Below are 13,988 nucleotides of genomic sequence, written 5' to 3' on the forward strand. Positions count from 1 at the left end.
TTTAGGGGGCCCGATGAAAAAAGTTGAACGGATTAATGTCATCATGAGATATATCAATAACCGGGCCCACTTCACCATTTCTGAAATCATGCGAGAGTTTAATATCTCTCGATCGACAGCTATTCGGGATATTAGAGAAATTGAAGCCATGGGGATGCCGCTTGTCGCTGAAGTTGGGCGAGATGGGGGTTATTTTGTCATGAACAACTCCGTCCTCCCCACAGTCCGTTTTACGGATAATGAAATTAAAGCTCTTTTTATTGCCTTTATGGCCACAAGAAATCAACAACTCCCTTATCTAAAGAGTCGGCACTCTTTAGCGGAAAAATTACTGGGCCTCATCTCGGAAAACCAGCAAGACGACCTTGTTATATTAAATCAAATCTTGCTATTTGAAGGGACCAACCCCCATAATCCAGACCTGCTTGATCTGTCGGACCTCCCCCATCCCATGTTAGAAAAATTGATTCAGATTCTTCTTTTGGATAGTTATTTATTGGTTACCGTCAAAGAAGCGGGTGAAATAAAGTCTTATCCAATTTATCTTTTGCACTTATATCGTGAAAAAAGCTTATGGCAAATTGAAGGCTTTGATCTTGAGGAAGAAAAAAGACGTATTATTACGGTAGACAATCTCATTAATGTAGAACCATACCCTGTGAAAAGAAGAGTAAGTAAGAAAAAGATTTTAGAACAACTAAGTAAACAGGAAGAAGCGATCAACCTTGTCATTGAGCTTGGACCCCAGGCGATAGCCCAGTTCAAAAAATACCATCCTTTAAAAGTTTCAATTTCATATACGAATCCTTACCAAACAACAGCCATTTTAAAGACGTTTATCCATGTTCAACATTCGGAAGAATTAATCGAAATAACAAATTGGTTGCTTTTCCTGGGCAGGGATATCAAGGTCAGGCAAATGCCGGAAGAAGTCTTGGAAGGTTTACAAGAGCGAATAAAAATATACGGCCCTATTCTGGGCGAGTCCCGCAACCGGGGTTGGTTCTCATGAAATCTTATTTCTTGACATTAGATGGAGGATACTGTATATATTCCAAGCCAATTACAAAAAACGTAAAAAGGAGGGTATCCGTATGCACAGAGTGATCAAAATCAGATTTACTGTCTTTTACGGTGAAGCATCTGAAGCAAATTGCTTAGGGTACATGGAGTTGAATCAGGATGGCAATATGATCGCGCTTTACAATGGTTACGGCGAGGAAATGGATATGTATGGCGGACATGAATTTGTCAGGGTGCGGGCACTCGGCACATTTGATGATCAAGACCGTGATAATTTTTATTCCTTGTTAGAAAGCGATGGTATAGGCTGATCTGCTTGATATAATTTTGACATATCGGTCATTACCGGAAAAACAAAAGGCTTGTAAACCAAAAACGGCTCACAAGCCTTTATCGACATTATTTATTCGTCTTGCGCAGTTGTTTCGATGCCTATCGTATTGGTTTTGGAATCAAAAGTAATTGTAATGTCAAGCGCATCCGCGATATCACGAAGCTTGAAGTAGTTGTTTCCACCAATCACATACGAGGTAAGCTGTGCCTCTTGATCATCCAAATAAACTTTAGATGTCGATAATGCAGCATTCTTCGCTTTAGGATTCGCGGATACGGCCAGTTCTCCTCCTTGGGCGGTATATGCTTCACCCGCTGTCAGACTGATGGCGTTATGCTCGCCGTCCCAACCTACTTCAAAGCTCTTTGCGGTTCCATTCACGGTCTTAGCAATGTCGCGAAGCTTGAAATAGGTATTATTGTTAATGTTATATGCTTCAAAAGAGACTTGCTTGCCATCCACTAAAACCTTTGAAACCGATGGAGCGGCAATTGCCGTCTTCAAAGGCTTTACAGCAGGCTCTTTAGTCGGCTCGGCAGGATTTGCAGCCGGTTCGGCGGGGGCCGAAGCCGCAGTTTCTTCGCCTTCGGAAACTATGTAAATGATGTTAGAGTTCTTATCTTCTCCGAAACTAAATACGTAATAAAGATCGCATGTATAACCACCATATCTCTTGTACAGTTTTACGGTTGCCGTTTTATTTGCTTCGATTTCGCTGACGCTTTGTTCTGAACCGTCTATCGTCCAGGACATTGCACCGCCATAACTCCCATCGACAGTATAATAACTAACTACGGCAGGCATTTTTTCCTTTGGTGAAAATTTGATTTCAGCGCCTTCTTTAACGAGAACAATTTTATATTTTTCTTCGGCAAGAACATCCCTGAACCGCTGATTGTCGTCAAATTCTTCTAGATCGATTTTTTTCGATTGGGTACCTGCTTCGCCGGACAATGCATAAGTATACTTGTCAGCAGGAACCTCTGAAGCTATTGCGGGAATTGAAGTGAATGCCAACATGATGACTGAGAGCATTAGAGCTAAAGAAATGAAAGACTTCTTTCTCATAAAACTACCTCCCGTAAATATGTATTGGTGTTCATGAACTCCCCTTCATCATAGGTTTGTCTTTCCTTCATAGTCTGTGACAATTACTTCATTAAGGTAAAAAAAGGCTGAAAATTGAAGCCCAAGATTTTACCGGGATCGATCGCTCCTACCAGATGACGATCCCTTACTGCAAATGCGACATATATTCAAACGCTGTCGTACCATATACGCTTTTAAAATGTTTGTTTAAATGAGTCAAATCAACAAAACCACAGGCAGTTACTGCTGAATAAACATCTTTATGCTTCTCGATTAAACGCTTTGCCCGTTCGATTTTGCAGTTGAGAAAGTATTGATAGGGTGAAATTCCGGTATTCGCTTTGAATAATCGGATAAACTGAAACTTTGATAAATGGAGCTCACGGCTGATTTCATCAAGTTTAAGAACATGCTCCAGATTGGCATGAAGCATCTCTTTTGCCTTGCGAATCAGCACGTTTTCCTTTCTGTCGTCCGTCGAAAGCTTCGTTTGGACAAGGCTATTTGTGAGAGACAGGAATAATTCGCTGCACAACGCCTCATCTTTTTCGCTCAATATAGCCGCGGAAAGATTTACGATTCGTTGTTCAAGCTGCGCATCATACACAATCGGGGTTGAAAACCTGGGAATATCCTTTTTTTCTATGATTTCCATAAGTAGTTGGGGCTCAAAGTAAAGCATGACATAATCCAAACCAGTCCGATCATGTGCCATTCCATCATGGGCCTGTTCCGGATTAAATAACATAACGCCGTTCTGATAGGATAATTGTAAACTCCCCTCCAAGTTATATTCCTGAATCCCCCGCAATGTAACACCCACGGCATACTCCTGGTGAGCATGCTTTTTATAGGTAAAGTCAGTCATGCTTGCCGACAATGCGGTAATCCCCGCCGATTTTTTATATATAAATTTGTTCATTCCATTCACCTCTTCATAAGCTTCCCTACATCCAAATCATGATAGCGGCATAAACAAGGGATAACGCCATGAATATATTAACGATCTTGCCGTGTCTTTGTAAAAACGCCTTGAAAACCGTCCCGAATAGCACCCATGTAATAAAGGCTAGAAATCCGATGGCTGTGATCACAAGAATGCTTATCGTCATCGCGGGAGTCGTGTTAAATTTCGGCATAATTAATGTTGGAATTACAGTCAAAGTAAAGAGCACTACCTTGGGATTTAGAAACTGCATTAATAAGCCCGATAAAAAGGTAGCCGTTTCGTTTTCAGTCGAATTCGATGCATCCATTTTGTAAATCATGTAAGCAAGATAGAGCATATAAACGCTTCCGATGATCTGCATTACAATGATTATTTTCGGAATGAACGTAGTGAGTATCATATTCAATAATGCGGAAATAGCCAGCAATAAACCAAAACCAACCGTTGCTCCATACGAATAGTTCATCGCTTTTTTCGCCCCTTGATGATGCACGGTGGACAAAATAACAATATTCGTTGGTCCGGGTGTAAACGTAGCAACCATACAGTAAATCAAAATAGATGTAATATCCATGAGAGCCCCTCTTTCCGGTCATTCTCATATATTACATCTTAGTTTAAAGACCCTATAGTACATTATTGCAATTTTGAATTTCATTCGCCATGGAACTATTTGTTATTTGAGATAATAGATTCGAGAAAAATTTAAACCCTTTATGGGTTTTCCGAGTTTAGTAGTTGATGGATTTTGGAAATGAGATCTTCCGCATTGGAATGGAAAACTTGGTTTGCGTCACTCCAGGCCGACTTCAGAAAATAGGAAGCATGAAACTTCCACCCTTGATGCCCGGGATTAAAATCCATTTGAATTTCCCGCCCGGGCTTTCCGCAGTATAGCCGTGAGCCCGGTTTGCGCCAGTTGCCGATCCGGGTGATTCTGTCCGGATTCTGACCGGTAATATAGGTGAATCGCTTATTGTAAGTGATGTCCTTCAAATGGAATTTGGGGCTTCCCACAGCAAATACTCGAACCTGCTGAAATCCGTACTTCTCTTCCAGGTTTAATCCTGTCCTGTAGGCAATAACCCCACCGGCGCTATGACCGATCAGAATAAGTTGATCCGAAAATGCTGCATGCTCCCGAATGATCTGAGATGCGGCTTTTACGCGCCGGGATTGGTTATGGGTCAGATCATATCCGACTTGAGTAAGCTGCCGCGCCAGCAGAGTAATAAACGAGGAACGATTCGCTCCGTTCACTGTCCCATATGGAAAGACCGCCACGATTTTGACATAGGGAAATCTTTTGGCAATTTCTCCTGCGCCGGCTTCAAAATTATTCCGATAGGTCAGTACACCGGCAACAAAGCACACCACCGTTCGGCACTTTCCGGTACACGTGCTATTGGAAGAAACGAAAGACTCTATCATGATTTCTCACCCTCTTTGCCTCTTCTTGTTTAGGTTAACGCTCTCCGCTCTATTAATATTCACCACAAAAAAGCAAAATCAGCAGTATTCCGCTGCTGATTTTTATTCTTCTTCTTCGCCTATCCCGCTATGTTTGCGGCTAATTATCCATTAACGTTGGATGAAAAACTTTCCCTGCGATAGTTCTTTTGATGGTCAGGCAGCGTAATACGCCCATAACATAATAAATAAGGCTTACCGCAATGACAATATACAAGAAAACCGTGATAGAAGTCGGTGCCCATACGTGAATAAACGACCATGGCAAGCCCCCCAATAACCATTTCGGCAACAAGATTGTGGCTGTTATGATTCCAGCTACAATGAGAGTATGAACAAGCAAAAGCAGCAACCTCTTGCCGTTGAGCGATGCCCGAATACGTTGTCTGGCAACCAGCTTCCTCAACATCATTAGCGTTGACAAGAAAATTATTATACCGGCTCCTGCGACAATGATGCACGCAATGGTCACGATTTGATCCAACTTTTGATAGCTGTCCGTATGCACGGTTGTTACTTTCTTTCCTTCCCATAATGCCATCACGCCTTGACCAATAGCCGTTGTATAGCTCGTATTCAGATTGGAGAAGACTGCAACACCGACCTGTTCTTCAGGATTCATGATGAAATAAGATGTGAAATTAGGATTTTGTCCCGCATGCGAAATATAACGTTCATTATTCTTCTCCTTGATTTCCCAACCACTGGCATAATAGGTATCTTGGTCAAAAGGCGCTACAGTCTGATCCGGGATGTGTGAAGCTCGGATAACCTCTTGGTGTATCGTATTGCTCGGATCGGAACCTAACTGAACATTCATCCATTTCGCGATATCATTCGCATTGGTGACGAAATACCCGGCAGGAGTATTCCCCCGGTATGTGGGAGCAGTATAAGCTAGTGCTTGCATAAATCCGATTTTGTAACCGGATGCCATTTCCATGCCGGAGTGCACTTGATGCCGTCCTGCAAATGTACTGTTCATGCCCAATGGTTCAAGGATCTGCTGCTTCATATATACATCGTATGGCGTCTTCGTGACGGTCTCGATGACAAGTCCGAGGACATCATAATTAATCGTGGCGTACTCAAATGAACTGCCTGATTTTCGATTCAGTGGCTGATTCACTAGCGTTCTTACAGTCAACTCCAGCGCGTTGTCCGCATTGCTCTCCGGAATACGCGCAATCGAATTCGAAGGAATGCCGCTTGTATGATGGAGGAGTTGATCGATTGTTATGGATTGGGGCTTGCCTTGATAGGTTAGTTTTAGCCAAGGGATATACTCCTGAATATCATCGGTTCGTTCTAATAACCCCTCCTTTTCCAATTGCATGATAGCTAACCCTGTGAATGCTTTGGTAGTGGATCCGATTTCGAATAAGGTATCTGACGTTATTGGTTTTTTCGACTGCAGGTCCGCATATCCGAATCCTTTCCGATAAACTGTTTTCCCCTTCTCTACGATGACAAGGGACAGACCTGGAATGTTGCTTAACTCTTGTTGTTCCTCAACGAATTGTTCAATTAGCTGTATATTATGGTTTGAGTTTGCACTCGCCATGTTTGGTGTCACAACGCTCACGAATGCAAGCACCGTCAAGATTAAGAATCTGAAGCGTACGGATGATTTCATATTCGATTCCCCTTACTTAAATGAATGCTTCTCATGTAGCTATTGCAAGCCACAAGGAAGTAAATCGTATGCATGGCCAAATAAATGCCGATGATGACAAATGAATAGATCCAGTTGGAAACCAGGAGCAAATTATTCAATGCTTTGAGAGCGAATAACGCATGGACTATACCAAGAAGACACGGTGTGAAGAATAGAATGCCGACCTGTGTTACGACGATTTTACGAAGCTCTGACGGAGTCATCCCGATTCGGGTTAGCGCCTGATATTGCTCTTGATCCTGCTGCAACTCCGTGAATAATTTGAAATAAATCATACTCCCCGAAGCAATGAAGAACAGTAGGCTAATGAATATCCCTATAAACATTATGAGTGCAAAAAGACCTTGCGCATCCGCGTATTGCGTCTTGATATTATCGAGCTGAACCGCAAGTCCTAACATGTATATCGTTCCTGATGCCGTTAGGATCACGGCGCTTAGGATCGATACCATAAACAACATCTCTGCATTCCCTTTCAGTTTATGGCCAAGCAACGATAATACGATCATGTTCGTTCGACGGTAATAGATCTTCGATTTCCTTGTTAACCATCGTAAGGTCAAGACACTAACCTGAGTGAACAATAAATAGGTCCCGATGATCGCCTCAATTAAAATGAAGACTGAGAATACACTGAAATTCTTCATATCTAATAGGAGAGCCATGCTGTATGCAGCCGCTAGACTTAATATTGCAAGCAGGGCCAGCCATGGCGAATAAGTTATCTCCTGGTGCGGTTTCTTGTCCGCTTGAAGTAATTCGACAATACCAGAATGGCCCACGCGGATAACCGTCCATATTGAAATAAGCATGAACAATATGAAGAAGCCGGCAGCCGTTATCCACAGTGCTTGAATCGGTATTGCAGTTGCAATCGGGGCGTTCATCTTCAACAGGACAGCGAGCGCCATAAAAAACGGTTTGCTAAAAAGCACGCCTAGACCGATGCCTACACCGATTGCCGTAATCGCGATACACATATTCTCGTATGCAATCAACTTGCGGAGCTGCATGCGAGTCATTCCCAATAAGGTTAACAGCGCGAATTCTTTTCTTCTCGATTTGAGAAAGGCCGCATTCGAATAAAGCACAAAAAGAAACGAGAACATGATTATAATGCACTGGCAGAACAACATTCCTTGTCTTACATTGGATACTCCGATCACTCGACTGTTTGCTAAATCCGGGTGATGGGCAAATGCAGTGTACATATAGAAGATCATGACCGAGAACACGCTGCTCATAAAGAATGCGCTGTACGCGCGTAAGTTGCCGCGAATATTGCTAAGGGCGAGCGAACGGAATGTCATTGAAATTTCCTCCCAATACGCTCAGGACGTCTAATATTTGCTGGAAAAATATTTGTCTGTTCGCTCCGCGACGAATTTCCGTGAAGATTCTCCCATCTTTAATGAACACGATGCGCCGGCAATAGCTCGCAGAGAATGGATCATGCGTTACCATTAATATCGTTGCCTGTAATCGCTCGTTCAGCGAAGCAAGCAACTCCATCACATCTTTGGATGATTTTGAATCCAAGTTCCCCGTAAGCTCATCAGCCAGAACTAATGACGGTTCATGAATAAGAGCTCTCGCAATGGCCGTACGCTGTTTCTGACCGCCGGATACTTCATAAGTGCGTTTATCCAATAGATGTTCGATTTGTAACCAATCTGCAAACGGGCGCAACCTCTCTTCGATCAATGGGGGGGCTATTCCCTCGAGTACCAGCGGTAAGATGATGTTCTCTTTAATGGTCAAGGTTTCTATTAGATTGAAATCTTGAAAGATAAAACCAAGCTCACGTCTTCTGAAAAGGGCCAATTGCCTATCGCTAAACTTGTGCGGGTCAACTCCGTTAATCTCGATCGATCCTGACGTGGGGCTGTCTATGGCTGCAAGCAGATGAAGCAGTGTCGTCTTTCCGCTTCCCGACGGACCCATGACACCCGTAAATTCGCCATCCTCAATTTTCAAATCCAGATCATTTATTGCCGTGCAAACGATATTCCCCTTGGAGCTATATACCTTGCTAAGACCATGTGCTGTTAGCACAGTCATCGTGAGAATTCCTCCTTCCGTCTAGCTCTGCATGTCTTAACATTGTTTAGTATACCGAGCAATGTCTATTGAACCCATCGATTTATATAACAAAAATCACGCTTCGAACATGACAATGTTGTCATAAAGCGTGATTATTCAGTCTCCTATCCCTTATCAAGAATGTGGATGCCATGCGGTGAAAACGTAATGGTAAAGGTGGTTCCAGCCCCGAGCTCTGAGGATACTAGCAGCTCATGGCCAAGTCTGCTGCATATTTGTTTGGCTAAATACAATCCCATGCCCGTCGATTCTGCAACTTGCCCGTTCTCTCCCGTGAAAAAAGGATCGAATATTCTTGGCAGATCATGCGGCGCGATTCCGCTCCCCTCATCGGTAATCATTAGTTTACTGATCGTATCGTGATGATCCAGATGAAATATAAGATGCTTCATCCCCTGTTTGTCCTTGCTGTATTTAATCGCGTTACTGACGATTTGATTCAGAACGACGATGATCCACTTCTTATCCGTCTCAGGCCATGCCTCGCCTTGAATTTGCGGATTGATATGATGACGAATACATAGTCGCCTGTGTGTAATCAGCACTTCGTGAACAATATCATGCAACGGTACTTTAACCAGATGCAGATCCATCTCGAATTTGTCAAGCCGTGCAGTATGCAGCAACATCTCCAGGCCCTTACCCATTCGATCAGTCTCTTCGAGTAGACTCAGGATCAATTCATGCTGTTCCTCGTCAGATAAAGGCTGCTGCGTCATGGCCTCTTGCAAGAGAAGATCAACTACGGATAATGGTGTCTTCATATGATGCACCCACTGCATCACAAAATGATTATGCAGCTCTTGCTGACGTCGATAGGTGCCAAGTTTGTTCAGATACGTGCTATTCTGTTGATCTAACAGGCGTACGACAAGCTCCTGCTCAACCGTAACAGCGGACTGAGCGATCGCTCCAGTCCGAAGCTCGCTATTTCGCTCAATTGCCTCATGAAGTTGTTTGTAATATCCTCGCGTCCTGATGTAGTCGAACGTAAGAACAAGGACGATAAAAAAAGCAGCGGCACCTATGAAATAATACATTGAACTTAGATCCATCAAAGCTGGATTCCTAGCATGTTCCAATAGCATGAGACAAGCACCGAGTCCAGTTATAAAAAGTCCGGTTAGGATATACAAAAACCGATCACGAATGAACTTCGCAGCTGTCAGTTTGTTCATAGGTCCGTCTCTTCCTGCACTTCGTCCAGGTGCAATTTGTAGCCTAATCCCCGAACGGTCGTGATCGCATCCGGTAGTCCAAGCTCTTCAAGCCTCTTACGTAAACGTGCCACATTTACAGTTAATGTGTTGTCGTCAACAAACTGTGCATGATCCCAAAGCGTTCCAAGCAGTTGCTCCCGCGAGACCGTTCTCCCATACTGCTGAAGGAAACATTCCGCAAGCAACTGTTCGTTTTTCGAAATTTGAATTCGATGCGTGTGATAGATCAACTCATTGCGGCTTAGGTTCAGTCTTAACCCATGAACATGTAATTCGTTCTCTAGAGAAGCAGCCAGTCCAGTTGGAGCCGAGTAGTCGCCATATACTCTTCGAAGGACACCCTTCATTTTTGCATTGAAGAGGTCCAATTGGATCGGCTTCGTGATATAGTCATCACCGCCATTTTCGATCGCCATCACCTGATCCATCTCTCCAGCTCGCGCTGAGATGAAAATGATGGGAACATTGGATTTCATACGTATTTGTCTACACCAATAATAACCGTCGAAATAAGGCAAATTGATATCCAGCATAATCAAATGCGGTTCATATGCCGCCAACTCCGGCATAATATCACGAAATTGGGTTGCACTTGCGGCTTCATATCCATATTTCACTATGTTCCTCTTCAAGACAGCACTAATTTTGCTATCATCTTCTATGATGAAAATCCGGTACACTTACTTCCTCCTTGTGTTCCCTCGTTATCAACTTATAGTATAGCAGATTGTTAATAGCAGGAATTAAACGGCTCATTAGAAATTATCATAATTCTTTTTTTTCCTAGCCACTTGCTCCGTTGTCGGACGCTCAAAGATATACGCGAATATTAATATCCTGGTCATGATTACCGAATCCAGCCCCATAGAGTGTCAAACCACCAACGTTAACGGAATTTTCGTCAACCGTGAAACGAAGACTCCAGAACTGCTCAAATAGCTTGATATCTGAGACAGTCACGTCCGACATTACTTCTCCGTCTATAAATGTTCCAAAGCTGTCAATGCGGATCGTTTTCAATAATCCGTATTGATTGACATTTCGATGCCACCACTTCGGCGTATATTTCCCCCGCGCAGCTCTTCCGAAGTCTGCCGGGCTTGTCCAGGTTCCAAGCGAAACGCCGTTGAACGCAAATTGAATATCCGAAGGCCAATGATCTCTCAAGCCAGGCGCTTCGGAAGCAATTTCCATCGAAATTTCGATGGCTTCGGCAGTTTGGCCCGGAAGCAGATAGTTAGGCGTTTTGTACTCGACGTACCCCTTACCGAACCACAGAATGCCGGCGTGAACCCGCTCGGGATCGAGAAAATAGCGCGGATCGTCCCAAACTCCGATTTCCTTCTCGCGCGTGCCCAGCCCGCAGGTAGGATAAACTTCAAATGCGGTATAATGACCGACTGAAATCGACTGCTCTCTAATCTTCGCGGTTCGGCTGGCGGTTGGCAGCTCGATTTCGACGATGTTTTGTTTGAGGAAGCACATTTTGTGCGTCCCGCCGTTTTGGCGAACCCTGCGGCTTCCGACTAGTCCGGCTTCTTCAAGTTTCCGGATGTGCAAGGTGACGATGGAGGGGCTAAGCACTAATTTGGCCGCAATTTCCTTTACATTCATCTCGCGATCGGCAATCAGGCTCATAATTCTCCATCTGACTTCGCTTGCAAGAGCTTCGTATAATGCCATGAATTTTGCTTCCCCGTTTGCTTTGATCATGATCATAATCTCCTGAATCTGCATATTGAATTCACATATTTATTAATTTAACTGATATAGCCATGAACATTCAACCATGCTTTATTGAAAGATACCAGGTATTAGTGTTTAATTTTCTTATCTGTTAATTATGTTGGATTCTTATTTAGGTAAATATATAAAAGAGGTGGAATCAAATCAATGAAATACAATAATCCGGTCATTAAAGGCTTTTATCCAGACCCCAGCGTTTGCAAAGTGGACGACACCTATTATATGGTCTGCAGTTCCTTTCAGTACTTTCCCGGCGTTCCGATTTTTGAAAGCAAAGACCTGATTAATTGGACCCAAATCGGTCATTGTTTAACCCGGAAGAGCCAGATTCAGTTGGAGACCGTGAGCAGTTCCGGAGGTGTCTTTGCTCCTACCCTGCGTTACAATGGCGGGCGCTTTTACATGACCACCACAAATGACACTACTCACCAAAACTTCTATGTCTGGACTGACGATATTTACGGCGATTGGTCCGATCCGATTTATGTCGATCAAGGGGGCATTGATCCGGATTTATACTTTGAAGACGGAAATACGTATTTCATGAGCAATGGAACCGACGATTACGGGATAAGCGGTATCGTCCAGTGCGAAATCGAAATTGAGTCCGGACGCAAATTGACTCCAAGCCGTTCAATCTGGCAAGGCTCAGGCGGACGCTATTTGGAGAGCCCTCATTTGTACAAAATTAATGGACGTTATTATTTGCTGGCAGCTGAAGGCGGAACCGAATATGGCCATATGGAAACTTATGCGCGGGGAGATTCTCCATCCGGCCCGTTTAAAGCCTATGCGAATAATCCCGTACTAACCAATCGCAATCTGGGCGGTTACGAGCTGCAAGGGGTTGGTCACGGGGATCTGGTTCAAGACCACGAAGGGAATTGGTGGCTTTTTCATCTCGGATTCCGGCAGACCGGCCAGTGGCTTACTTATCACCACTTGGGACGCGAAGTTTTCCTGACTCCGGTTACCTTTGGCGAAGATGGCTGGTTTACCGCAGGTCATAATGGCACCACTCTTATGAGTTTTGAGACGGATCGTATCGCTGACTGTATCATTCAACAGGAGAAAAAGAACTTTACGTTCGAAAATACAGATTGGAATCTGGACTGGTGTTATCTTCGACATCCGGTTCCGGAACATTATCAGTTAAAGTCCGATAGTGTAAAGCTTAAGGGAACCGGCATTACGCTGGATGTTCCATTATCCCCGACGTTTATTGGTATTCGTCAACGTGACTTCAATGCGGTCATATCATGCGAAATCAGCTTAACCGGCGGTGAAGGTGAGGCCGGCATTACTCTCTATATGGACGAAAATCATCATTATGATTTGGCTTTGCATAACCGGCAACAAGGATACGAAGTCATCGAACGACTTAATATAGGAGATATCAAATCTGTTGAAAAAGCTATAGATCTTGGTCCGTGCAATCATGCCACATTGGTGATTAAAGCCACCGCTACCCATTATTACTTCTATATTCTGAAGGATGGCACCGAGACTTTACTTGGAGCTGCACAAACGAGATATCTCTCCTCCGAAGTTGCGGGAGGATTTACGGGCGTACTTATCGGTTTGTATGTCACCGGAGAAAGCCCCGATTGCAATGCGGAGTTTACACGTTTTAGCTGCGTGTATTCTTGATTCAACCTTTGCAATTCGTTACAACGAAAAAAAGCCGCGGATTCCGCGGCTTTTTTTCGTGTTTATTCATGCACTCGGACTGCAATTCTGCATCGCTTGTTTGTTTATTCTTCTGTTGGATCGGTATGAAGGTCTTGATCCGGATTTGTAAAAGCCCAGCGAGTGAAGGTAACCTCGAATCCATCTCGGGTTGGAGAACAGGCAAAGGGTCCTGCCTGATTTCCGGTAGGATAAGGAAAACGCGCTACACGAATCGTACGCCAAGCATGATGCCGCGTCCGTGCGCGGATAACCACGGCGTCCTTCATAATCGAAGCGCGAAGCGTAACCTCTTCCCCCGCCCATTCCGGTACCGCGGCAAGCGACCAGTCGGAATAACCATCCGTTACGACTGCGGAAAGCTGAGGAATCCCGTCATTCATCTCAACTCCTGTTTTAATCCATTGTCCCGGGCCATGATACAACAGAATGCCTGCCTGATCGTATAGCTCCGTGAAGGACGAGAGCTGAAATGATACCTCCACGGCCAGGTCGTTAGCCCAATCCGCCAACAAGGCCGCTCCATCCTCATATTCAAAACCATAGAAAGTCTTTTTCCAGAAGTCCCGTCCCTTTTCAGGAACAACCTTCAGGAAAGTTTCTTCTTTTCGGGCGGACAGTGGCGAATTGAGCCATCTCCCGGCTTCCCAATCCATTTTCATCATCGGCATTGTTTTGAACTCCTTA

General features: G+C 44.1%; 14 protein-coding genes. 3 read left to right on the plus strand and 11 right to left on the minus strand.

Translation table 11 applies throughout. The features are described 5' to 3' along the window. The first annotated feature begins 13 nt into the window (after positions 1–13). On the plus strand, positions 14–1,012 hold the full coding sequence (locus DFP94_RS06430; RefSeq protein WP_114495548.1) for a helix-turn-helix transcriptional regulator: 999 nt from the start codon (positions 14–16) through the stop codon (positions 1,010–1,012). Positions 1,013–1,094: 82 nt separating this feature from the next. Continuing rightward, a complete protein-coding gene (locus DFP94_RS06435; RefSeq protein WP_114495549.1) occupies positions 1,095–1,334 on the plus strand; it encodes a hypothetical protein in 240 nt (79 codons plus the stop codon). Positions 1,335–1,426: 92 nt separating this feature from the next. Here the strand turns inward: DFP94_RS06435 and DFP94_RS06440 are convergent, their stop codons facing one another. From DFP94_RS06440 to DFP94_RS06485, 10 genes are all read right to left on the minus strand, one after another. After that, positions 1,427–2,425: a stalk domain-containing protein gene (locus DFP94_RS06440; RefSeq protein ID WP_114495550.1), complete on the minus strand. Its 999-nt coding sequence runs from the start codon at positions 2,423–2,425 to the stop codon at positions 1,427–1,429. Between the two features lie 166 nt (positions 2,426–2,591). After that, on the minus strand, positions 2,592–3,368 hold the full coding sequence (locus DFP94_RS06445) for an AraC family transcriptional regulator (RefSeq protein ID WP_114495551.1): 777 nt from the start codon (positions 3,366–3,368) through the stop codon (positions 2,592–2,594). A gap of 25 nt (positions 3,369–3,393) precedes the next feature. Beyond that, a complete protein-coding gene (locus DFP94_RS06450) occupies positions 3,394–3,969 on the minus strand; it encodes a LysE family translocator (RefSeq protein ID WP_114495552.1) in 576 nt (191 codons plus the stop codon). Between the two features lie 140 nt (positions 3,970–4,109). Further along, entirely contained in the window at positions 4,110–4,826 is a 717-nt protein-coding gene (locus tag DFP94_RS06455; RefSeq protein ID WP_114495553.1) for an alpha/beta hydrolase, read from the minus strand. Between the two features lie 139 nt (positions 4,827–4,965). Beyond that, positions 4,966–6,501 (minus strand): serine hydrolase domain-containing protein, encoded by a 1,536-nt coding sequence (locus DFP94_RS06460; protein WP_114495554.1) that lies wholly within the window; start codon positions 6,499–6,501, stop codon positions 4,966–4,968. Next, complete coding sequence (locus DFP94_RS06465; protein ID WP_114495555.1) at positions 6,498–7,853, minus strand: FtsX-like permease family protein; 1,356 nt, start codon at positions 7,851–7,853, stop codon at positions 6,498–6,500. Before DFP94_RS06465 ends, DFP94_RS06460 begins: the two co-directional genes overlap by 4 nt. Then, a complete protein-coding gene (locus tag DFP94_RS06470) occupies positions 7,828–8,604 on the minus strand; it encodes an ABC transporter ATP-binding protein (RefSeq protein WP_114495556.1) in 777 nt (258 codons plus the stop codon). Before DFP94_RS06470 ends, DFP94_RS06465 begins: the two co-directional genes overlap by 26 nt. 146 nt (positions 8,605–8,750) lie before the next feature. Beyond that, on the minus strand, positions 8,751–9,701 hold the full coding sequence (locus tag DFP94_RS06475; protein WP_245954522.1) for a sensor histidine kinase: 951 nt from the start codon (positions 9,699–9,701) through the stop codon (positions 8,751–8,753). Between the two features lie 119 nt (positions 9,702–9,820). Then, positions 9,821–10,546, minus strand: a complete 726-nt coding sequence (locus tag DFP94_RS06480; protein WP_114495558.1) for a response regulator transcription factor — start codon at positions 10,544–10,546, stop codon at positions 9,821–9,823. Positions 10,547–10,676: 130 nt separating this feature from the next. Continuing rightward, entirely contained in the window at positions 10,677–11,579 is a 903-nt protein-coding gene (locus DFP94_RS06485) for an ArsR/SmtB family transcription factor (protein WP_114495559.1), read from the minus strand. Between the two features lie 180 nt (positions 11,580–11,759). Between DFP94_RS06485 and DFP94_RS06490 the strand changes: the two genes are divergently transcribed. Further along, positions 11,760–13,262 (plus strand): glycoside hydrolase family 43 protein, encoded by a 1,503-nt coding sequence (locus tag DFP94_RS06490; RefSeq protein WP_114495560.1) that lies wholly within the window; start codon positions 11,760–11,762, stop codon positions 13,260–13,262. A gap of 104 nt (positions 13,263–13,366) precedes the next feature. Here DFP94_RS06490 and DFP94_RS06495 read toward each other — a convergent pair whose 3' ends face one another. Continuing rightward, the gene (locus tag DFP94_RS06495) at positions 13,367–13,972 is read right to left on the minus strand and encodes a DUF1349 domain-containing protein (RefSeq protein ID WP_114495561.1); all 606 of its coding nucleotides are present in this window, start codon (positions 13,970–13,972) and stop codon (positions 13,367–13,369) included. Positions 13,973–13,988: the final 16 nt, after the last annotated feature.

Origin of the sequence: Fontibacillus phaseoli, from assembly GCF_003337355.1 — a bacterium.
GTDB lineage: Bacteria > Bacillota > Bacilli > Paenibacillales > Paenibacillaceae > Fontibacillus > Fontibacillus phaseoli.